The following is a 19289-nucleotide window of genomic DNA, read 5'->3' as shown; positions in this document are numbered from 1 at the left end:
ATGGTGTCGCGCTCAGCCGGGTATCTTGGCGAGGATGTAGTTGGTGATGCCGATGACCGCCTGCTGGCCGCGGCTGGTGTCGGGCGTCATGATGTCGACATCGACAAGCACATTATTCTTCGCGGCGATCGCATGGTCTTCGCGGACTCGTAGCACCGGTCCCTGCGCCGTCAACACCATGGTGGTGATGCCATCAACGACTTCGGGAACGCTCGTCGACAGTTCAACGGGCCTTCGCCACTCACTACGGAAGAGTGTTACGGTTCGACCCCCGCATCGGCGCCAGATCGACGCCAAATCGGCCAAATGCCTTTGGGCTGTGGCCGCGTCGCGAAAGGCCACGATCAGTTGCCCCACTTGATTTGGGGCAGTCCCGGTGGGCGGCTCGTCGATTGTCAACCCGTAAAAGCCGATGACGGTCCCCAGGTCGTAGGCGCTAGGAACGCCACCCCCAACCGCCGGCCAGCACTCCGCGGGGTTGATTGACCCGTTGGGAGTCTGGGGTTGAAGCATTGGCTCATGGGCGACCAGGTTCTGGATGCCCACGAAGTTTTTGACGTCATCAAGGGGCGGCAACAACCCGGGTAGGCGCGACCTTGTCACGATCGGTGGTTGCGGTGGTGTTGTGCTGGACGAGGTGGGAGAAAGGGCTGCAGCGCTTGGCGGCGTCGCGGTCCGCGGTTGGTGCGATGTCATGGTCACCGCGGTGACGGCCGCGGCGGCCACCACCATCACGGCCGCCACCGCCGCCACGCCCCGACGGTAGCGGCGCGGTCGTCTCGGCAGCGGCGGCAGGCCTGGCGGCCAACCGTGACCGGGCGGCGTGGCCAACGCGGTCACTGACCCGACCGGATGCTGCCACCACGGCGAACCTGGCACGGCGCCTTGCGATATGACGTGCGGCGCGGGGCTCGGCGGCACCCATCCGTCGGTGGCTCCCCCGTACAGGGCTGCGGCGGCGGCATGTGCGAATTCACCCGCTGAGGTGAACCGACGCATGGGATCCTTGGCCATCGCAGTGGCGATCACCGCATCCATCGCCGCCGACAGCCCTGGCACGCGATCGCTGACCGTCGGCGGCGGTTGGTGCAGATGACCCGCCACCACTGCCACCGCCGCTCCAGCACCGGCGGCAAACGGCGCCTCACCGGTTAGGAGCCGAAATAGGGCACACCCCAACGAATACAAATCGGCCCGGCCATCAAAACCTTGCCCTGCAAGAACTTCCGGCGCAGCATAGGCCAACGTGGCCAGCACCGAACCGGTGGACGTCAGTCCCGTGTCGCCGAGCGCACGCGCGATCCCAAAATCGCTTAGCAGCACTCGTTCATCGCCGCCAGCGGCTCGCGACAACAAGAAGTTCGCCGGCTTGATATCGCGATGTATCACGCCTTGTTGGTGCGCATAGTCGAGCGCCTTGGCGACCTCGCCGATCACGTACACCGCCCGCGCTGTGGTCATGGTCGCCGCCCGCAGCGCATCCTCAGCGTTCCCGCCATCGACGAACTGCATCGCAATCCATAGCCGACCCTCGAACTGGCCGCGCTGATGAACCGCCACGATGTTGGGATGATCCAACCCCGCGGCCACATCGGCTTCGCGGACAAACCGTGCCCGAAAATCGAGGTCACGCGACAACTCCGCAGCAAGGACTTTCAAGGCTTCGCTACGCGGCAGATCGGGATTACGCGCCAGATATACGGTGCCCATTCCGCCGGCACCTAGCATCCGCTCTATCCGGTACCCGGCAAAAACCGAACCCGCACTCAACTCGTGGGCCACCAGCTACCATCCATCAACCGCAAAACCGCACCCCACTTGCGCCCGGCGCAACCGTCGGCAAGCCCCCAAGCGCAAGTAATCACCAAACCACGATAGCCAACTCACCAGTTCCAGGTGATCGCGTGCACCCGTGGTATCGGCCCGCGCATACGCTAAGCCGATCGCGTCGTGAAACGCTTCCGCCCACTACGCAGGTTGAAGCCTCCCGGGTATTCGCACACCTTGTTGTGTGTGACAGGTGTGCTCCACCCACGCCGAGGCGATGTCTTCCAGGTCAGCCAGGGTGCGGATCGGCCCGCTACGAAACGGGCTGCCGTGGCTGCATTCGGTCCTGTGGGGCCCTGTCGTGGTTTCACATAAGGCGTTGTCGAGGGCGTCGCCAACAATGCCTATCGACGGCCGCAGCCCGGCTAGCATCGGTGTCTTGCCGAAATATATTGCAGTATACTGACTTCCGGCGTCGCGATGATGAATAGCTCCGCCAAACGGGTGACCTAGGTGAGTCTGGAAGGCCGTGGCGTAATGCGCGTTCGACGAACGCTGCGTCTTTGGTCAGCGAGCATTCCCAGCCCGCGATCACACCGGCGTAGGCGTCGACCACGAACGCGGTGTAGCCGGAACTCCACGTCATCGGCGCGTAGGTGAAGTCGGCCGCTTCCAGCAGGTTCGTTGCTAAAGCCCGCCATTGCCGACCCGCCAGGTCTAGGGCCTGGGCCGCGGCCGGGTCTGGTTCGGTGGTGTGTGATGTGCGCTGCGAGGGGCACTCCGCGCCAACCGTTGGCCCGCATGATCGTCTTCACCGTGGCAGAGGGCCACCGGAAGCCCTGGCGCTGCAGGTGCGCCCACATCTTCAGGCTGCCGTACAGGCATTCCGGTGGGCGTTTGCCCTCGGCGTCGGGTTCGTAGTAGCCGGCCAGGATTTCGGTGATTGTGGTGTCCCACAGTGCGCGTTTCGAAGGCGCTGCCGCGCGATCCGCGAAATAGGTGCGCGAGGCGATCTGCACGCCGTGCACGGCCAGTGCCCGACAGATCGGTGTGACCCCGTAGGTGTGCTTGTGCTTGTCGCCGAACGCACAGATCAGCGGTGTCGCGGGTCGCACTTCCGCGCGAAGAAACTCGTTGCGACCTTGAGTATTTCGATGGTTTGCTCAAGCTCGCTGGTCTTTACGCTCCCACTTCTGCTGGCGGACACGCCGGCCACCACACCGCTATCGACCTCGGCTTGACCTGCCCACCGGCGCAGCGTCTCCGCGCTGATCCCCAGAGACCAACCGCACCGCCGAGCGTGAACTGGGGGGCCAGATTCCGGGCTCGGCCGAAATCTCGCCCTCAGAACACGCTCGGCGGCGCCAACGAACGACACCACGTCGCACATGTCGCTCACGTCCCATACTCACCTACAGTGACGCGGCCGCCCCCAAACCCAGTGCCGGTCAACAATCAAGGCGGCGGAAAGCGGTCATGTGTCAGCACAGGCCAAGCCCGCACCACCGGCGGCGATGGACGCGTCGAGGTCTTCCTGATGGGTGTAGGGAACCTCCATCATCGGAAGGCGTCGACTCCCGCCCCGGCAACGACGCGCCGATCTCCTCTACACCCTCAACTGCCAAAGGGTCGCCTATTGGTGTATGCCAACCGATTGCAACGCGTGGAGCGCATCGGCGGCCGCGCGATGTACCGCGTCGCGCTGGGCGTCGAGGCCCATTGCGTCGCCGCGAATCTTGGCGACGACCGCCGCCGCCATCGCCCGCCGTTCCGCTCTGTTGAATGGTTGCGGCCGTGCGCATCTCACGCAAAATGCTGTCCAGATCGGTCAGCAGCGTGCGAGCGTCGCGCAGGTCGACGTCACCGTCGGTAACAGCCCGGCGCGCTTGCCATAGCTGAACCAGGCGTCGATAGACCGATTTACGGGCCGCATTTCCCCCCTCGTGGAGTGGGCCGTAACTGAGCTCGCCCCTGGGCATGGGGTCCAGCAAGTGTCGCGCCGCTATCACCAGTTCGCCGGCCGCGACAACGTCGGTCGCCACCTCGCCATGCATGCGGCGAGTAACGTCGGCGTGTATCACATCAACCGGCGGGAGGCAGTCGGCATCCTCGGTAGCCCCTGTGCGGTGCGCCAGCGCGTGGATCGCCTCGGCGGCGGCTCGGCATACGGAATTGCACTGCAGCTCGACACCCAACGCGTCCCGGTAATTCTTGGCGACAACCGCGGCGGCCATCGCCCGCCGCTCCGCGCACGCGTATGCCCGTTCCACGCCTGCGGCGGTAATGGCCGCCAACAACACGTTCAGCACATCGATCAGCAGTGCGCGCACATCGCGCTGACCCGTCGGCCGTAGCTGCCATCGCTCATCGAGCACCTCACAGCGCGCGTGTCGCAGCTGTATCAGGCGTCCGTACACCTGTGCGCGGGCCGCTTTGACGGCCTGAAACAGCGGTCCATGCACGATGACAAGTGGCCGCGGCTGGGTATCGAGCTGATACCGCACGGTGAGTAGTAATTCGGATGCTGCTGCGGCATCCATGAGCAGCTCGCCGCCGCGCAACTGGCGTTCGATCTCGGCGCAAATCAGATCGAACGCCGACGACGAATCGTCACTCACCGGCATCGGTCTTCTCGTCGGGAGCTATGCGTCCGAAGTCCTTGTGCTCGGGCAGCAGGATGCGCCTGCGAACTACGGGCTTGCCGTCGGTGGGTTTCGTGGTCGGTGCGCTCGGGGGCACCGTCAGGCGGCCCTTGACCGGCTGGCCATTGGGGACCGCAGGCGCGGTCAGGCGCTTTTCGACCGGCTTTTCTTGGCCGCTCCCTTCGCCCCGGGCGCCCATCGCGCCCGGCGGCACCATCGGCATCCCGGCCGCACCCATGTGCGCTGAGGCAGGTGAAGCGCCGCCGGGCGGGGGCATCGTCGCCGACTTGGTCGGTGCCCCCGCGGGAGTCGTCGGCGGTGACGACGTCGGTACGGGTGGTGGACCCAGATAGCCGGTGGGGGTAGTGCCGCCAGCGCCCCCGCCCCCGACGTCACCGCCACCTGCACCGCTGCCAAGACCGGGCTCGCCCCCGATGCTGTCCAGCAGCCGCGCCCCGTCCACGGCCGCCAGTCCGTCAGCGCCTTGGGCCTGTTGCATTGCACTCATCAGCGGCTGCATGGCGCCCTGCCCGGCTTGCATCGCCTGTTGCGGGAGCTGGGTCAGCGGCCCCATGACGCCGCCGAGCGCGCCGCTGAGCGCTCCGCCGATGCCTGACGCCATCTGCGCCATTCCCTGCGCGCCCACCCCCTGCATCTGCTCCGCCGCATTGGCCTCGTTCGCCGAGAACTTGCGCGCGGCATCGGCCGCATGTGCCCGCCGATCGGTGTCATCTCCCTCGATGTCGGCGTTCGCGCCTCCCAGATCGGCGTTCGTGGACAAGCCAAACAGCGCCATCAGCAGGTCGATCAGCGTCGGTCCACCGGGATGAACGGGTCCCAGCGCCAGCGGCACCGGCCCTGGCCTGCCGGCCGCCGCCCAATATTGTTCGGGATGCGATTCGATTGACGTCATCTGGATCTCCTCGTTGATATCGCGGCGATCGCCCAGGCAAGGTGATAGTTCGCCCCCGACTGGTCGCCTGCGATCAGTGCGTTGATCGCCGCCAACAGCATCCAATCGACCACCGTGGCGATGTCGTGGTTGGGGTAGGTGGTCAGTACGGCTTGGTGGATCTCGGTGGTTTTGTGGTGTAGGAGGTCGGTTTCGTTGTCGGGGACGCCGTAGTTGCGGGTGGCGGCCACTACTACGGCTTGGGCGATGGGGGGCAGTGTGTCGTGGCGGCGTACCGTTTCGACCAGGGTGGGTCCGAGTTCGTCGATTGTGGGTGCGATGCGTGCTGTGCGGTCGCCGGTGAGTGCGGGTGTGTCGGGGTCGGGTTGGCTGAGGTAGCCGTGGGGGTGGTGTGCCGCGGCTACGGTGGTGGTGCCCAGTAGGTCGGTGACGGTGGCGTGGCGGCGTCGGGGGGCCGGTTCGAGCAGGGTGATGTGGGCGGGTAGGCGAATGTGTGGGGGGATCCAGCCGCTGGCGAGGTCGGTGACCAGCAGGGTGGTTTGGCCGTTGTCGCGTAGCCCGGCAGCCCACGATAATCCGGGTTCTTGGCGGGCGACGGTGTCGAGGATGCGGCGTAGGCGTTGTTGTTCGGCGGCTCGGCGGGAGGTGTCTCCGGCTGCGGCGCCGGTGGTGGCGGCCGCGGTGGCGCTGGCTAGCGGTGGTGTTGGGTTGCTGGGTTGGGCCTGGGTGGTGGCTGGTGCGGTGGATTTGTTGACGACGGGTGACATTAGTGAGCCGCCTGCTGCGGGTGAGGAGGGTGTGACCGCGGCACCGGAGATGGGTCCGGTTGGGGTGGGTGGCGTGGCAGGGGGTGTGGTTACCGGTGGGCGCAGGTCGGCGCCGTAGGCGGGCAGTGGCCCCGCGGGGGCGGCGGCCGGGGGGGCCGGGGATGCTGGCGGGCCATTAGCGACCATGGGCGCGATGGGTGTCATGGCGCTGGCGTTGTCGGTGGTTGGTGGCGCGATCGGTGCCGGGCTGGGGGTCGGCGCGCTGTCGGGGATGTGGGGAATCCCGGCCGTGGTGGCGGTCGCGACTGTCGGTGTGGTGACCGTGGGTGTCGTCGGGGGTGGCGCCGGTGGCGGCAGGGGTTCGGTTGCCGCGTGCAGCGCCCCTGCCGACAGCGCCTGTGCACCGGCCGCGGCCGGCGTGCCCGTCGTCATCCCGGTGGTGAACGACTGGCCCAACGACTGTGGGGATAACGGCGCTGTTGCCGCCGCCGCTGCTGGTGGCATGCCAGCGGCCGGTACTGACGGGCCACCAACACCAACGGCGGGGGCGCTGGGGGGTAGGGGTGGTGAGACGGTACCCGGTGGGGGTGGGCCGGGCGGCATGGGAGCAGTGCCGAATGGTGATGTTGGTGTTGGAGCTGTCGGCGGGCCGCTACTTGTTGAAGATGAACTTAGCACCATGGGAGCAGTGCCGAATGGTGATGTTGGTGTTGGAGCTGTCGGCGGGCCGCTGGTTGTCGTCGAATGACTGGGCGCAGACGGAGCAGCACCGAATGGGGATCCTGCAGGCGAGTTCGCCGTCATAGAAGTCATGTCTTCAGCGGTCACTGGGCGTGGCCGCGCGGGAGTGTCGAGGCTTACACCGTGGTCACGCAACCAGGTGTGGGCGTCACCACCGATGGTCTCGTCGAACACTCGTTGCGTCGCGTCGATAATGTTGGACATCGCGGTTGCTCCCACATGGTCGGCCATGGCATTCGACTGCTCGATGACGGCGTTCACCGCGGCAACTTTGGCCTCTATCGGCCCTTTGCCGGCCAGGATTTGGTTGATTTGCTGATTGCCGGATTGTGCGATCTCGGTCAGCCGATCCCGCAAATAGTTCACCGCATCCGCGACTTGCTCGCTTTGGTCGCTTTTGACCTCGCACTGATGCGCGATGGTGGCTAGTCGCTGTTCGCCGCGCCAATATCGCTCCAACAAATCGTCGGCGGTGCGCCCTTGGTTTACCGCTAACAGGGATCGCTCGTTGCGCAGGTCGTTGGCCTCGTTGCGCTTGAGCTGGGCCGCCTTACGCCAATACGTCACCCCGGCCATCGGCGCATCGGGCCGCGCCGGCCACCACGCACCCACCAAGAGCGCCGACCACCGACCGGGTGGCAGATCACCCGCCACCGCAGATGGCCTTCATGCGCGCATCCTTGGCATTGACATCATTGGCTGCTGACTGCCACGCTGGATGGTCTTGCTCCATCGCAAAGGCTGTAGCTTGGCCATATGCTTCTGCTAGTGCAAGTGCATCGGTGCGCTCGCCGGGCACGAGCGCCGGGGTCGTATTCAGTGTCTGCTGAAGCATCACCGCACCATTGACTGTGGCAATGTTTGCGAACGCCGGGTTGTCGCCGTTTGTCGCGATTTGGACCGCCCGCGCTGCCAGTTTGTACACCTCGCATAACTTTTGGTGCGCGGCGGCGGTTTCTGCTGCGGTGTATGTCGGCTCGGCGGTCGTTCCAGCGGCGGTGGCTGGACCGCTGTTCGTCGGGCGCGTCAGTGCCACGATTAAAGCTGCGGCACCCAGCACAACCGCGGCAATCGCGACGCTGGCCACCGCCGCCAACGGCCAATTGCGTGAACGCGGCGGCGCTGGGGGGTGGGTTGGTGTCCATTGTCCTGTGGTGGGTGGGGGGGGTGTTGGTCACCCGCGTAAGGCTATTGCAGCTGCCGTGTCTGTGCACTCCACCTGCATGCCAGCAGCGTTTGGTGGCCACCTTGGCCTGGGCGACCGCAGTAGGTCGGTTTCGTTGTCGGGGACGCCGTAGTTGCGGGTGGCGGCCACTACTACGGCTTGGGCGATGCGGGGCAGTGCGTCGCGGCGGCGTACCGTTTCGACCAGGGTGGGTCCGAGTTCCTCGATACCTGGTGCGATGCGGGCTCGCCGGTCGCCGGTCGCCACGTGCCACACGGGTTGGTGATCACTGACATCGATGTGGGAACAGTGAAGGCACCCGACGCCTTCATGGCTGAACGAGTTGGTTGGTGATGTTGGTGGTCTCGTCGTCATGGTGGTGGTCGGTCGTATTGCGGCACTCACCATCAAGGATCATCTCTCCGTAACTGTGGTCCAACGCTAAGCTCATGTTCGCGGTCACTCCGTTCTTGTGCAGGGTTATGCCGTGGAAGTACTGTCCCGGTGGGGGGCCGTCGATCCAGCCGTGCGACAGCATGGCGGCACGGACGTGCTGAAAGTACGCGTCGTGATCGCCCTGCAACAGAAAGGCCATCCTGACGGTGCCCTGATAAGGCGGATCGCCTTGGTCGTTACACGAGGTGAACGAGAATCCCGCTCTGACAGCCTGCAGGTCGGCGGCGGCGACGATCTGTTTGGCTGGCTCGACGACTTGGGCCATGGCCTGATCGTCGGTGAGCGGGTGCGCGGAATCATCCCAGGGATTAGACGAACCCGCGGAATGGGGTTTGTGCATCACCAGCGCACATCCTGCTAGCAACGGCACCACGGCCGCGGCGAGCAAAGCCTGCCGCGTCAGCCGAAGCCGTCGATCAGCGGTGGAGTGGGGCATCGAAAACATGGTCGTCGGTGATAGATCCCGGAGGGCGGCTCCACTCTGGGTCAATGCTGGCCGGCGTGCCCGGTATGTCAATTTCCACCGACCCAAGACCTGGAATGTCGATCTCGACGCCGGGTTGGTGACGTGGTTGGGCCAGCATGCCATCGGATGCTAGCGCGTCGCCGTGACCGGAGGCGATGTCGGCCATGCTGCGCAACGCCTCGCTGCCCCGGTGGTAGTAATAGGAGTGGTCGTGGGGGTTGATGCCATCAGAGTTGGGCACCTCAGCGCGAAACCTCACCGAACCGAATCCGTCGCCGGCGGGGTCGGTGCCCAGGCCGACGGCTAAACCTTGCAGCTGACCCGCAAGGTTGCCACGGTTCACATACTGGCTGAGGCTGTCGAGCTGCCCGAGCATGCTGATCGGATCCGTAGAGGCCGCACCCACATACACCCGGCCTCCGTCCAGGTGAAAGCTCGCGGCGCTGTGGGCCAGGTCGGTTCCCGGGCAGCCCAGTAGCACCGCATCGTTGGCATGCATGCCGCCCAAGGCGAACGCGTCGGCCACGGTGGTCGAGCCGTACGAGTGGCCCAACACGGTGACATTCTGGCCGACGCCGAGATGCGTTACCCACAAACCGTTGACGTCCTCGGCCAGTGCCGCACCACCGATTCGGGCCAGCATCGGAGTGGCGATACGCGGGTCGGTGAAGTCGTTCGGGGCGTCATATCCCATCCAGGCGATCACCGCGGTCGGATTATTCGGGTCGGCGGCCTTGGCCTGGTTAAAGAGGTTCAGCGCGTCGTCGTGATTGTCATGCAACCAGCCGCCTTTCACGCTGCTGCTGGTGCCGGGCACAATCACGGCGGTGTGTTTTGCGGTGTCGGGGTTGCCGATAGCGATCGCGGCTCGTCCCTTACCGCCGAATGCCATTGGATCGTAGGCGAACAGGTATACCGGGGAGGGGTTCCGGGGATCATTACGGGCGTTATGGTCGAGGCCTTTCTTGGTCTCATCGGCGTTGCGGTAGCGGGTGATATCGCCGGCGGACAGACCGTATTTCGCCGGATCACCCAGGACGTCGTCAACCGACGTGCGGTACCGAGTGGCGATGTCACGTACCCGATTCAGGTCCCGCGTCATCACCGCGATGTTGGCATCGCTGCGCGCGCTGACCGGAACGCCGTTGAGATTGCCGATCTGTTCCGGGTGCTCGGCGATCAGACGCTGCCGTTCCTCAGACGTCAGCGACGTCCACCACCGATGCACCTCTGGTGCCCCGGTGCCTGGTGGCGGAATCTGAATCGGCTCTTCGGGTTTCACCGGCGATTGCGGTGCGTCCAATCCCTGCAGCCCCGCCCCGTCGTAGCCATCGGCACGCAACATGGCCAGCGATTGCTGCAGGTGATCCGAGTATCCGGCGCGTATCGATTGCAGCTGGCCCAGTGCTGACGCCGTGTCGTCGATGGCATCTTGCTCAAGGCAGGTGATCAGCGCATCAAGTTCGGATCTTTCGGCCGCGGCCAGTCGGGGGTCGTGCTCGAGTTCCAGCGCTTGGTCAAGCTGATCGTCGATCCGCTGCAGTTGACTTTCGAGCGTCGCAATCCGCCCGGCCGCAGCCCGTTGCGCCTCGGCGAGGTCGGCCGCAATGTTCTCCAAATCGACACCGATCTTGGGCAATTGCAAAGACTGCACACCCAGCGCCGCGGTCACGCGCTGCACTTCGGCGGAGTCGTTGATCGGGTGCTCGCCGTTTTCTCGATTCCAGGACGCTTCGAAGCGGCGACGGGCTTCCTCGAAGGCCGCGTTGGCCTCGGCGGTGTATCGACCCGCCGCGTGAAACGCCTCCGCCAGCTCGGCAATCTGGGCCGGCCGACCCGCGTGCAGGCTGTGCTCGATCGCCCAGGGATCGCCGCCGGCCTCGGCGATCAGCGCCCGGATGTTTATGTGGCGCAGCTGCATACCACAGCTTTCAACTCAGCGGCGTTGCCGTCGTCCATGTCGGTGAACCCCGTCGCGGCATGGCGCGCTTTCTCGCCCACCGTGATCAACGCCTGCCGGTGAGCGTGCAGGTTTCGCATCTGCTGTGCGTGGGCCGCGCCGACCGCGTCGTGAAAAGTCTGGGCGACAGGAAATGTACCGAACATCCCCGACAGCAGGGGTCCCCGCGACAGCTGATCAGCACCACCGTGGGCGTGCTCACCGGCGTAGTGAGACTCGTTTGCCCCCGAATGCAAAAGTTCAACATCGACAAACACCGCTACTCCCTTCGGACTTGGTGTAAGGCTACTGTCGTGGATTTGACGATCAAGTCACCCTGCGGTCGGCTCGAAGGTATAACCGGAGACCACGGTCACGCACCTCACCGGGCGCCACCGCGATGGCGTCATTGGATCCAATGCTTTGACGACCGCGGTGAGCGCAGCGGCGCGGCAGTCCTCATGATGCGCACGACTGGTCCGTGATGCTGAAACTCGTTGCCGTTGTGGCGTGCCGGCCCGTCATCTCCTCGGCGCGGTTGTCGATAACGGGGATGGGAACACCGCACGCGGCGGCCGCCAACAGGCCGAACACACCGTTCGCCCGCATACGTGGTGACGGATCTTCGCAAGCACCTGTGTGATCGTTCCTGTCTCATCGGCCCGCGGGTGGTGTCGTTTCTTCGACGGCTTTGAATCGGCGTGAATAGCCCTCTGCGTGGTCTCGATTTAGACTCCCGCGGGTGGGGTCGAATGAACTACAGGTTGTACTTGGTCAGCTTGAGGTTGCGGCCAGTCAATCGCAGGGCCTTGGCGCCCAGTTCGCCGCCTCGGCAACGCCGCCAGAATCCGGCCAACCATTCCAAGCCACGACGGTGGCGGTAAGTGGTATCAACGCAGCAATCTGCTGCGCGGCAGCGGAATTCGCCACCCGGACGCAGGCTACGGCTACCGGGGTGGCTGCCGCGGCCGCAGCTTACGCCCATCAAGAGGCAACTGCGGCGAGCGAGATGGCCGCGGTGACGCAGGTGACGGTGGTTTAGATGCTGGCCACCCTGTCCCAAATCCGGGCATGGAGCACCGAGCACCTTATCGATGCGGCCGGCTACTGGACCGAAACCGCGGATCGGTGGGAAGACGTGTTTCTGCAGATGCGAAACCAGGCCCATGCCATCGCCTGGAATGGCGCCGGGGGCGACGGGCTGCGACAACGAACCCGAGCTGACTTCTCAACGGTCAGTGGCATAGCCGACCAGCTGCGGAGAGCAGCCACGATCGCGCGCAACGGCGCCGGCACTATCGACGCGGCACAACGAAGAGTTATGTATGCTGTAGAGGACGCCCAGGACGCCGGTTTCAACGTCGGTGAAGACCTATCGGTCACCGACACCAAAACGACGCAGCCGGCTGCAGTGCAGGCCGCTCGACTAGCTCAGGCTCAGGCGTTGGCCGGTGACATCCGCTTACGTGTCGGGCAACTGGTTGCGGCGGAGAACGAGGTGTCCGGTCAGCTCGCCGCGACCACCGGTGATGTGGGAAATGTCCGCTTCGCGGGCGCCCCGGTTGTTGCCCACAGCGCGGTTCAGCTAGTCGACTTCTTCAAACAAGACGGCCCAACACCTCCACCGCCAGGAGCGCCACACCCGTCCGGTGGAGCCGACGGACCGTACTCCGATCCGATCACTTCAATGATGCTGCCACCGGCCGGGACAGAGGCACCCGTATCAGACGCGACCAAACGGTGGGTGGACAACATGGTCAACGAGCTGGCCGCTAGGCCGCCGGATGACCCCATCGCGGTGGAGGCGCGCCGGCTGGCGTTTCAAGCTCTGCACCGGCCATGTAACAGCGCGGAGTGGACGGCGGCTGTTGCGGGTTTCGCAGGATCATCGGCTGGCGTAGTTGGGACCGCCCTAGCAATTCCGGCCGGCCCTGCCGACTGGGCACTACTTGGCGCCGCCTTACTGGGGGTTGGCGGATCGGGAGCGGCGGTGGTCAACTGTGCCACCAAGTAGCGCGACTCCCGTTGTCGTCTTCAGCGTTGCCGTCGTGGTTGTCTGCCTCATCGGCGGTGTCGCAGGCTCCCTGTGGCCTCGGCCAGCGGGACGGCTCAGGGGCGGGTGCTATTTCGCCTTTATGGGTGTCGCCTGGGTTCTGCTGGCCATCAGTGCAATCGCCAATGCCGTGAAGGGGTCACTGTGGTGGGATATCTGGAGTCTCGGGTTGCTGGTCCTCATCCCCGCGGTTGTGTACGGGAAAATGCGCAGGAGCCGTCGGATAAGTTCTGACCAGGACCGGTGACCTTGTAGAGCAACGTCTACACGGCCCTGGCGGTCGCAGCCCTAGTGTCTCGTCATCGACGCGGGGCGGCTTGGAGTTACGTGACGGCTTCGACGAGACCACGCAACACTTCGACAACACCCCTGGTAAGCGGTGTATCGACGTGCCAAAGTAGCGCATGCCCCGCGCCCGATGGCTGCAGAGCGCGGCCCTCATGGGCGCCTTGGCCGTGGTGTTGATAACCGCGGCACCGGTGGCCGCCGATGCCTACCAGGTGCCCGCTCCGCCCTCGCCCACCGCATCCTGTGACGTAATAAGCCCGGTTGCGATCCCCTGCGTGGCGCTCGGCAAGTTCGCCGACGCGGTCGCTGCGGAGTGTCGCCGCGTCGGTGTGCCCGATGCGCGGTGCGTGCTTCCGCTCGCGCACCGGGTGACCCAGGCCGCGCGTGATGCCTACCTACAGTCTTGGGTGCATCGCACCGCGCGGTTCCAGGATGCGTTGCAAGACCCGGTGCCGCTGCGGGAAACTCAGTGGCTCGGCACGCACAACTCGTTCAACAGCCTCAGCGATTCGTTCACGGTCTCGCACGCAGACTCAAACCAGCAGCTGTCGTTGGCCCAACAGCTCGACATCGACGTCCGCGCGCTCGAGCTAGACCTGCACTACTTGCCCCGCCTCGAGGGCCACGGCGCCCCCGGCGTCACCGTGTGTCACGGGCTGGGACCGAAGAACGCGAACCTAGGCTGCACCGTCGAACCTCTGCTGGCCACAGTGCTGCCGCAGATCGCCAACTGGTTGAACGCACCCGGGCATACCGAGGAGGTCATCCTGCTCTACCTGGAGGACCAGCTGAAGAACGCGTCGGCGTATGAGTCGGTGGTGGCTACCCTCGACCAAGTGTTGCGGCGTGCGGACGGAACAAGCCTTATCTACCGTCCCAACCCGGCCCGGCGTGCCACCAACGGCTGTGTCCCGCTTCCACTCGACGTGTCGCGGGAGGAAATCCGCGCATCCGGCGCACGAGCCGTGCTCGTCGGGTCTTGTGCGCCAGGTTGGTCGGCCGCCGTCTTCGACTGGAGCGGCGTTGAGCTGGAAAGCGGCTCGAACTCCGGCTACCGGCCATACCCGGCCTGCGATGCCACCTATGGCCGCGGTGTCTACGCTTGGCGACTGGTCCGCTATTACGAGGACTCCACGCTGGCCACGGCGTTGGCCAACCCGACCCGTCCACCGGCCAATCCGCAGGCGCTTACCCCGCCGAAGGTGCCGGCGATGACCGATTGCGGGGTCAATCTGTTCGGCTTCGATCAGCTGCTCCCCGAAGACGGCCGCATTCAGGCGTCGTTGTGGAGCTGGGCACCGGACGAACCGCGTGCCGGTGCCGGAGCATGCGCCCTGCAGGGCGCGGATGGCCGCTGGGTCGCCGCATCGTGCGGTGACCCACACCCTGCGGCCTGTCGGGACGCGGCAGGCAGGTGGACCGTGACGCCGGCACCCGTGGTCTTCGCCGGGGCTGCCCTAGCCTGCACAGCCATCGGCGCGGACTTTACCCTGCCCCGAACGGGCAATCAGAACGCCCGTCTGCACGCCGTGGCCGGGCCCGCCGGTGGCGCCTGGGTGCATTACCTACTGCCGCCATGACCTCGGTTGTCAGGCCCGGTCGAGCAGATCCGCGGATCCCAGCACGCGCTCAATCTGGACCTCGATGACCACTCGGCGTGGATTGGGACGCGGGGTGCGATAGCGCTGCGCGTAGCGCAGCTCGGCGTCGCGCACGGCGTCGATGTCGCTGTTCACCGCCGCCCTACCCTCCAGTGAGAGCCAGCGCGCGCCGTCGACCTGGCTGAGCACGGCAAGCCCACTGCGGTCGGCATTGACGGCCTTTTGGGAGCCGCCGGTGGTGATGACCCGCGCGATGTGAGTCTTGGGGTCGAAGGTGAAACCTACCGCCACCACGTGCGGCGAGTTGTCCGCCCGCAGCGTGGTCAGCATGGCCAGATGGCGTTCGGAAAGAAACGCCAGCGCGTCGTCACTAAGCCGCGTAGTGGTGTTGACCATCGCCACTCACGCTAGCGCAGGCAATAATCGCAGCCGTGGACGACACGGGCGCTGCTCCGGTAGTAATTTTCGGCGGCCGCAGCCAGATCGGCGGCGAACTCGCGCGACGCCTGGCTGCCGGGGCGACGATGGTGCTGGCCGCGCGGAACGCCGATCAACTCGCCGACCAGGCCGCCGCACTCCGCGCAGCTGGCGCTATAGCGGTGCACACCCGGGAGTTCGACGCCGACGACCTGGCCGCACACGGCCCGTTGGTCGCTTCGCTCGTTGCCGAGCACGGCCCCATCGGCACCGCGGTGCTGGCCTTCGGGATACTCGGCGACCAGGCCCGCGCCGAGACAGACGCGGCGCACGCGGTGGCCATCGTGCACACCGACTACGTCGCCCAGGTCAGCCTGCTGACTCATCTGGCAGCGGCGATGCGCACCGCCGGACGGGGATCGCTGGTGGTGTTCTCCTCGGTCGCCGGGATTCGGGTGCGCCGCGCCAACTATGTCTACGGATCGGCCAAAGCCGGCCTGGACGGCTTCGCCAGCGGCCTGGCCGATGCGTTGCACGGCACCGGGGTGCGGTTACTGATCGCGCGGCCGGGATTCGTCATCGGGCGCATGACCGAGGGCATGACGCCCGCACCCCTGTCGGTCACCCCGGAGCGGGTGGCCGCCGCGACCGCGCGTGCGCTGGTCAACGGTAAGCGCGTGGTGTGGATTCCGTGGGCGCTGCGGCCAATGTTTGTTGCGCTGCGGTTGCTTCCCCGGTTCGTCTGGCGCAGGATGCCGCGATGATCCGCGACGATGCAGAGCGCAGCGATGCGGTGGGGGTACCGCCCGCTTGCGGGGGAGAGCGGCGCCGATGATCATCGTTGTCGGGATCGGCGCCGACGGCATGACCGGTCTCTCCGAGCATTCTCGCTCCGAATTGCGCAGGGCCACAGTAATTTACGGCTCGAAACGGCAACTTGCCCTGCTCGACGATACCGTCACCGCCGAGCGCTGGGAGTGGCCGACGCCGATGCTGCCCGCGGTGCAAGGCCTGTCACCGGATGGGGCTGACCTACACGTGGTTGCCAGCGGCGACCCGTTGTTGCATGGTATCGGCTCCACCCTGATCCGGCTGTTCGGCCACGACAACGTGACCGTGTTGCCGCACGTGTCCGCGGTGACGTTGGCGTGCGCCCGGATGGGCTGGAACGTGTATGACACCGAGGTGATCAGCCTGGTCACCGCGCAACCACACACCGCGGTGCGCCGCGGCGGCCGGGCCATCGTGCTGTCCGGCGATCGGTCCACCCCGCAGGCGCTGGCGGTGCTGCTGACCGAGCACGGTCGCGGTGACTCCAAGTTCAGCGTGCTCGAACAGCTTGGCGGCCCGGCCGAACGCCGCCGCGACGGTACGGCCCGGGCATGGGCCTGCGACCCACCCCTCGATGTCGATGAGCTCAACGTGATCGCCGTGCGCTACCTGCTCGACGAGCGCACGTCGTGGGCACCCGACGAGGCATTCGCGCACGACGGGCAGATCACCAAACACCCGATCCGCGTGCTGACCCTGGCTGCGCTGGCGCCAAGGCCCGGGCAGCGGTTATGGGACGTCGGCGCGGGCTCAGGCGCCATCGCGGTCCAGTGGTGTCGGAGCTGGCCGGGCTGCACCGCGGTGGCGTTCGAGCGCGACGAACGGCGCCGCCGCAACATTGGGTTCAATGCCGCGGCCTTCGGGGTGAGCGTCGACGTGCGCGGCGACGCGCCCGATGCGTTCGACGACGCCGCACGGCCGTCGGTGATTTTTCTTGGCGGTGGTGTAACCCAGCCAGGCCTGCTTGAGGCCTGCCTGGACAGCCTGCCCGCAGGCGGGAACTTGGTCGCCAACGCTGTCACCGTCGAATCGGAAGCCGCTCTGGCGCATGCATATTCGCGCCTCGGTGGCGAGCTACGACGATTCCAGCACTATCTCGGCGAACCGCTGGGCGGCTTCACCGGTTGGCGCCCACAGCTGCCGGTCACCCAGTGGTCGGTGACCAAGCGATGACGGTCTATTTCATCGGAGCGGGCCCCGGCGCCGCCGACCTAATCACCGTCCGCGGCCAACGGCTCCTGCAACGATGCCCGGTGTGCCTGTATGCGGGTTCGATCATGCCCGACGACCTGTTGGCGCAGTGTCCGCCCGGCGCGACGATTGTCGACACCGGTCCGCTGACCCTCGAACAAATCGTGCGCAAACTTGCCGACGCCGACGCCGACGGCCGCGACGTTGCCCGGCTGCATTCCGGCGACCCGTCGCTGTACAGCGCGCTGGCCGAACAGTGCCGCGAACTCGACGCGCTGGGCATCGGCTACGAAATCGTGCCGGGCGTACCGGCTTTTGCCGCAGCCGCGGCGGCGCTAAAGCGCGAACTCACCGTGCCGGGCGTGGCGCAGACGGTGACGCTCACCCGGGTGGCGACGCTGTCCACACCCATACCGCCCGGTGAGGACCTGGCCGCGCTCGCCCGATCCCGCGCCACTCTGGTCTTGCACCTGGCCGCAGCCCAGATCGACGCCATCGTTCCGCGACTGCTAGACGGTGGTTACCGACCCGAAACGCCGGTTGCGGTGGTGGCTTTCGCGAGTTGGCCGCAACAGCGGACGCTACGCGGCACGTTGGCCGATATCGCCGCGCGGATGCACGATGCCAAGATCACCAGGACCGCCGTGATCGTTGTTGGCGACGTGCTGACCGCTGAGGGCTTTACCGACAGCTACCTATATTCGGTGGCACGGCACGGTCGGTATGCACAGTGACCCGGGTGTTGTTGCTCGGCGGCACCGCCGAGGGCCGTGCGCTGGCGAAAGAGTTGCACCCACACGTTGAGATCGTCAGCTCGCTGGCCGGCCGGGTACCCAACCCTGCCCTGCCGATCGGTCCGGTGCGCATCGGCGGGTTCGGCGGTGTCGAGGGGCTGCGCGGTTGGCTGCGAGAGGAGCGCATCGATGCCGTCGTCGACGCCACCCACCCCTTCGCGGTAACCATCACCGCGCACGCCGCGCAGGTGTGCGGTGAGCTCGGGCTCCCGTACCTGGTACTGGCTCGCCCGCCGTGGGATCCCGGTACCGCCATCATCGCGGTATCGGACATCGAGGCTGCAGACGTTGTTGCTGAACAAGGTTATTCGCGAGTGTTCCTGACCACCGGACGCTCGGGTATTGCGGCCTTCGCCAACAGCGACGCGTGGTTTTTGATCCGCGTGGTTACCGCGCCCGATGGCACCGCCCTGCCGCGGCGGCACAAACTGGTGCTATCTCGCGGGCCATATGGTTACCACGATGAGTTCGCACTGCTGCGTGAGCAGCGCATCGACGCATTGGTCACCAAGAACAGCGGTGGCAAGATGACCCGAGCGAAGCTGGATGCCGCTGCTGCGCTGGGTATTTCGGTGGTCATGATAGCGCGCCCGCTGCTGCCGGCTGGGGTAGCGGCGGTCGATTCTGTCCACCGGGCCGCCATGTGGGTGGCCGGTCTGCCTAGCCGGTGAGGTCGTCGGGCTCCGCGTCGGCAAGCAGCGCATCGCGCGCTCGAGCGACACGGGATCGGATGGTGCCCACCGGGCAGCCGCACACCGCCGCGGCGTCCGCATAGGACAGCCCGAGCAGCTGGGTCAGCAGCAGCGCTTCCCGTTGGTCGGTGGTTAGGTCGGCGATCATCGTGGTTACCTCGACGAGGTCTTCGAATCCGCGGGCATGGCGGTCGCCGTCTATGAGATGTTCGGGACGCGCGCCGCGGGTGGTGCGGGGCCGGGATCGGACGTGGCGGATGTGATCGGCGACGACATGGCGCGCGATGGCCAGCAACCAAGTTCGGGCGCTGGAGCGTGCGGAAAACCGCGGGATGGCGCCGATCGCTCGTAGGAATGTCTCTTGGGTGAGATCGTCCGCACTGCCCACGTCGGACAGATAGGCGACGAACCGCCACACGTCTTGCTGGGTGGCTTTGATAAACGCCTCAAGGGCCCGCCCGTTCCCCTTGGCCGCCGACAAGGCGAGTGCGGTAACGGCCTCGTCGTCGCTTGCCGTCGCGGTCATGGGCATAAACCATAGCCCGGCAGGTCCGGTCAGTCTACGA

General features: G+C 66.1%; 20 protein-coding genes and 2 other annotated features. Of the genes, 9 read left to right on the top strand and 11 right to left on the bottom strand.

The annotated features are described in order from the left end of the window. Nucleotides 1-12: 12 nt before the first annotated feature. The 6 genes from pknJ to Rv2082 all read right to left on the bottom strand — a co-directional run bounded on the left by pknJ (nucleotide 13) and on the right by Rv2082 (nucleotide 7484). Nucleotides 13-1782 (bottom strand): transmembrane serine/threonine-protein kinase PknJ, encoded by a 1770-nt coding sequence (pknJ, locus tag Rv2088; protein NP_216604.1) that lies wholly within the window; start codon nucleotides 1780-1782, stop codon nucleotides 13-15. After that, nucleotides 1783-3251: a mobile genetic element (IS1556, len: 1469 nt. Possible Insertion sequence-like region. This region is a possible MT-complex-specific genomic island (See Becq et al.,2007).), on the bottom strand. It lies immediately after the preceding gene. Then, entirely contained in the window at nucleotides 2277-2882 is a 606-nt protein-coding gene (locus Rv2086; protein NP_216602.2) for a hypothetical protein, read from the bottom strand. Its footprint overlaps the feature before it by 606 nt. Further along, entirely contained in the window at nucleotides 2861-3166 is a 306-nt protein-coding gene (locus Rv2085) for a hypothetical protein (protein ID NP_216601.1), read from the bottom strand. (Lies within the feature at nucleotides 1783-3251.) The genes Rv2086 and Rv2085 overlap by 22 nt, the downstream gene beginning before the upstream one ends. Further along, nucleotides 3249-4385, bottom strand: a complete 1137-nt coding sequence (locus Rv2084; RefSeq protein ID NP_216600.1) for a hypothetical protein — start codon at nucleotides 4383-4385, stop codon at nucleotides 3249-3251. Beyond that, on the bottom strand, nucleotides 4378-5322 hold the full coding sequence (locus Rv2083) for a hypothetical protein (protein NP_216599.1): 945 nt from the start codon (nucleotides 5320-5322) through the stop codon (nucleotides 4378-4380). The genes Rv2084 and Rv2083 overlap by 8 nt, the downstream gene beginning before the upstream one ends. After that, the gene (locus tag Rv2082; RefSeq protein NP_216598.1) at nucleotides 5319-7484 is read right to left on the bottom strand and encodes a hypothetical protein; all 2166 of its coding nucleotides are present in this window, start codon (nucleotides 7482-7484) and stop codon (nucleotides 5319-5321) included. The genes Rv2083 and Rv2082 overlap by 4 nt, the downstream gene beginning before the upstream one ends. Before the next feature lie 203 nt (nucleotides 7485-7687). On the opposite strand from Rv2082, the gene Rv2081c reads away from it, so the two are divergent. Beyond that, nucleotides 7688-8128: a transmembrane protein gene (locus Rv2081c; RefSeq protein NP_216597.1), complete on the top strand. Its 441-nt coding sequence runs from the start codon at nucleotides 7688-7690 to the stop codon at nucleotides 8126-8128. 195 nt (nucleotides 8129-8323) lie between these two features. Here the strand turns inward: Rv2081c and lppJ are convergent, their stop codons facing one another. Genes lppJ through Rv2078 form a run of 3 tightly spaced genes read right to left on the bottom strand, consistent with a single transcriptional unit; the run spans nucleotide 8324 to nucleotide 11134 of the window. Then, nucleotides 8324-8887: a lipoprotein LppJ gene (gene lppJ / locus Rv2080; protein ID NP_216596.1), complete on the bottom strand. Its 564-nt coding sequence runs from the start codon at nucleotides 8885-8887 to the stop codon at nucleotides 8324-8326. Continuing rightward, nucleotides 8868-10838: a hypothetical protein gene (locus Rv2079; RefSeq protein NP_216595.1), complete on the bottom strand. Its 1971-nt coding sequence runs from the start codon at nucleotides 10836-10838 to the stop codon at nucleotides 8868-8870. Before Rv2079 ends, lppJ begins: the two co-directional genes overlap by 20 nt. Next, nucleotides 10820-11134 (bottom strand): hypothetical protein, encoded by a 315-nt coding sequence (locus Rv2078; RefSeq protein ID NP_216594.1) that lies wholly within the window; start codon nucleotides 11132-11134, stop codon nucleotides 10820-10822. Before Rv2078 ends, Rv2079 begins: the two co-directional genes overlap by 19 nt. A 464-nt stretch (nucleotides 11135-11598) precedes the next feature. Here Rv2078 and Rv2077A point away from each other — a divergent pair, with 464 nt between their 5' ends. The 4 genes from Rv2077A (at nucleotide 11599) to Rv2075c (ending at nucleotide 14777) form a co-directional block, all read left to right on the top strand. Then, a complete protein-coding gene (locus Rv2077A; protein ID YP_177658.1) occupies nucleotides 11599-11898 on the top strand; it encodes a hypothetical protein in 300 nt (99 codons plus the stop codon). Further along, nucleotides 11899-12870, top strand: coding sequence for a transmembrane protein (locus Rv2077c; protein ID NP_216593.1), 972 nt, complete (start codon nucleotides 11899-11901; stop codon nucleotides 12868-12870). Nucleotides 12871-12904: 34 nt separating this feature from the next. Beyond that, nucleotides 12905-13156 carry a hypothetical protein gene (locus Rv2076c; protein ID NP_216592.1) on the top strand — a complete coding sequence of 84 codons (252 nt, stop codon included), beginning with the start codon at nucleotides 12905-12907 and terminating at the stop codon, nucleotides 13154-13156. Nucleotides 13157-13313: 157 nt separating this feature from the next. Then, nucleotides 13314-14777, top strand: a complete 1464-nt coding sequence (locus Rv2075c; RefSeq protein NP_216591.1) for a hypothetical protein — start codon at nucleotides 13314-13316, stop codon at nucleotides 14775-14777. 9 nt (nucleotides 14778-14786) lie between these two features. Here the strand turns inward: Rv2075c and Rv2074 are convergent, their stop codons facing one another. After that, complete coding sequence (locus Rv2074; RefSeq protein ID NP_216590.1) at nucleotides 14787-15200, bottom strand: pyridoxamine 5'-phosphate oxidase; 414 nt, start codon at nucleotides 15198-15200, stop codon at nucleotides 14787-14789. A gap of 29 nt (nucleotides 15201-15229) precedes the next feature. On the opposite strand from Rv2074, the gene Rv2073c reads away from it, so the two are divergent. The 4 genes from Rv2073c to cobK all read left to right on the top strand — a co-directional run bounded on the left by Rv2073c (nucleotide 15230) and on the right by cobK (nucleotide 18702). Beyond that, entirely contained in the window at nucleotides 15230-15979 is a 750-nt protein-coding gene (locus Rv2073c; RefSeq protein ID NP_216589.1) for an oxidoreductase, read from the top strand. Beyond that, nucleotides 15968-16046 (top strand) — a repeat region (79 bp Mycobacterial Interspersed Repetitive Unit,Class I). (Overlaps the previous gene by 12 nt.) Continuing rightward, entirely contained in the window at nucleotides 16047-17219 is a 1173-nt protein-coding gene (gene cobL, locus Rv2072c) for a precorrin-6Y C(5,15)-methyltransferase (protein ID NP_216588.1), read from the top strand. Beyond that, complete coding sequence (cobM, locus tag Rv2071c; RefSeq protein ID NP_216587.1) at nucleotides 17216-17971, top strand: precorrin-4 C(11)-methyltransferase; 756 nt, start codon at nucleotides 17216-17218, stop codon at nucleotides 17969-17971. Before cobL ends, cobM begins: the two co-directional genes overlap by 4 nt. Further along, complete coding sequence (cobK, locus tag Rv2070c; protein ID NP_216586.1) at nucleotides 17968-18702, top strand: precorrin-6A reductase; 735 nt, start codon at nucleotides 17968-17970, stop codon at nucleotides 18700-18702. The genes cobM and cobK overlap by 4 nt, the downstream gene beginning before the upstream one ends. Here the strand turns inward: cobK and sigC are convergent. Next, complete coding sequence (gene sigC / locus Rv2069; RefSeq protein NP_216585.1) at nucleotides 18692-19249, bottom strand: ECF RNA polymerase sigma factor SigC; 558 nt, start codon at nucleotides 19247-19249, stop codon at nucleotides 18692-18694. The genes cobK and sigC overlap by 11 nt on opposite strands. Nucleotides 19250-19289: the final 40 nt, after the last annotated feature.

Source organism: Mycobacterium tuberculosis H37Rv, assembly GCF_000195955.2.
Classification (GTDB): domain Bacteria; phylum Actinomycetota; class Actinomycetes; order Mycobacteriales; family Mycobacteriaceae; genus Mycobacterium; species Mycobacterium tuberculosis.
Note: the sequence above shows the minus strand (reverse complement) of the source record. Positions and strands in the feature narration are given on the sequence as shown.

Coding starts and splice junctions, on each gene's coding strand:
- cobL (NP_216588.1), top strand. CDS start 16,047: ATGATCATCGTTGTCGGGATCGGCGCCGACGGCATGACCGGTCTCTCC.
- Rv2081c (NP_216597.1), top strand. CDS start 7,688: ATGTTTGCGAACGCCGGGTTGTCGCCGTTTGTCGCGATTTGGACCGCC.
- sigC (NP_216585.1), bottom strand. CDS start 19,249: ATGACCGCGACGGCAAGCGACGACGAGGCCGTTACCGCACTCGCCTTG.
- Rv2077c (NP_216593.1), top strand. CDS start 11,899: ATGCTGGCCACCCTGTCCCAAATCCGGGCATGGAGCACCGAGCACCTT.
- Rv2079 (NP_216595.1), bottom strand. CDS start 10,838: ATGCAGCTGCGCCACATAAACATCCGGGCGCTGATCGCCGAGGCCGGC.
- lppJ (NP_216596.1), bottom strand. CDS start 8,887: ATGCCCCACTCCACCGCTGATCGACGGCTTCGGCTGACGCGGCAGGCT.
- Rv2075c (NP_216591.1), top strand. CDS start 13,314: ATGCCCCGCGCCCGATGGCTGCAGAGCGCGGCCCTCATGGGCGCCTTG.
- Rv2083 (NP_216599.1), bottom strand. CDS start 5,322: ATGACGTCAATCGAATCGCATCCCGAACAATATTGGGCGGCGGCCGGC.
- cobM (NP_216587.1), top strand. CDS start 17,216: ATGACGGTCTATTTCATCGGAGCGGGCCCCGGCGCCGCCGACCTAATC.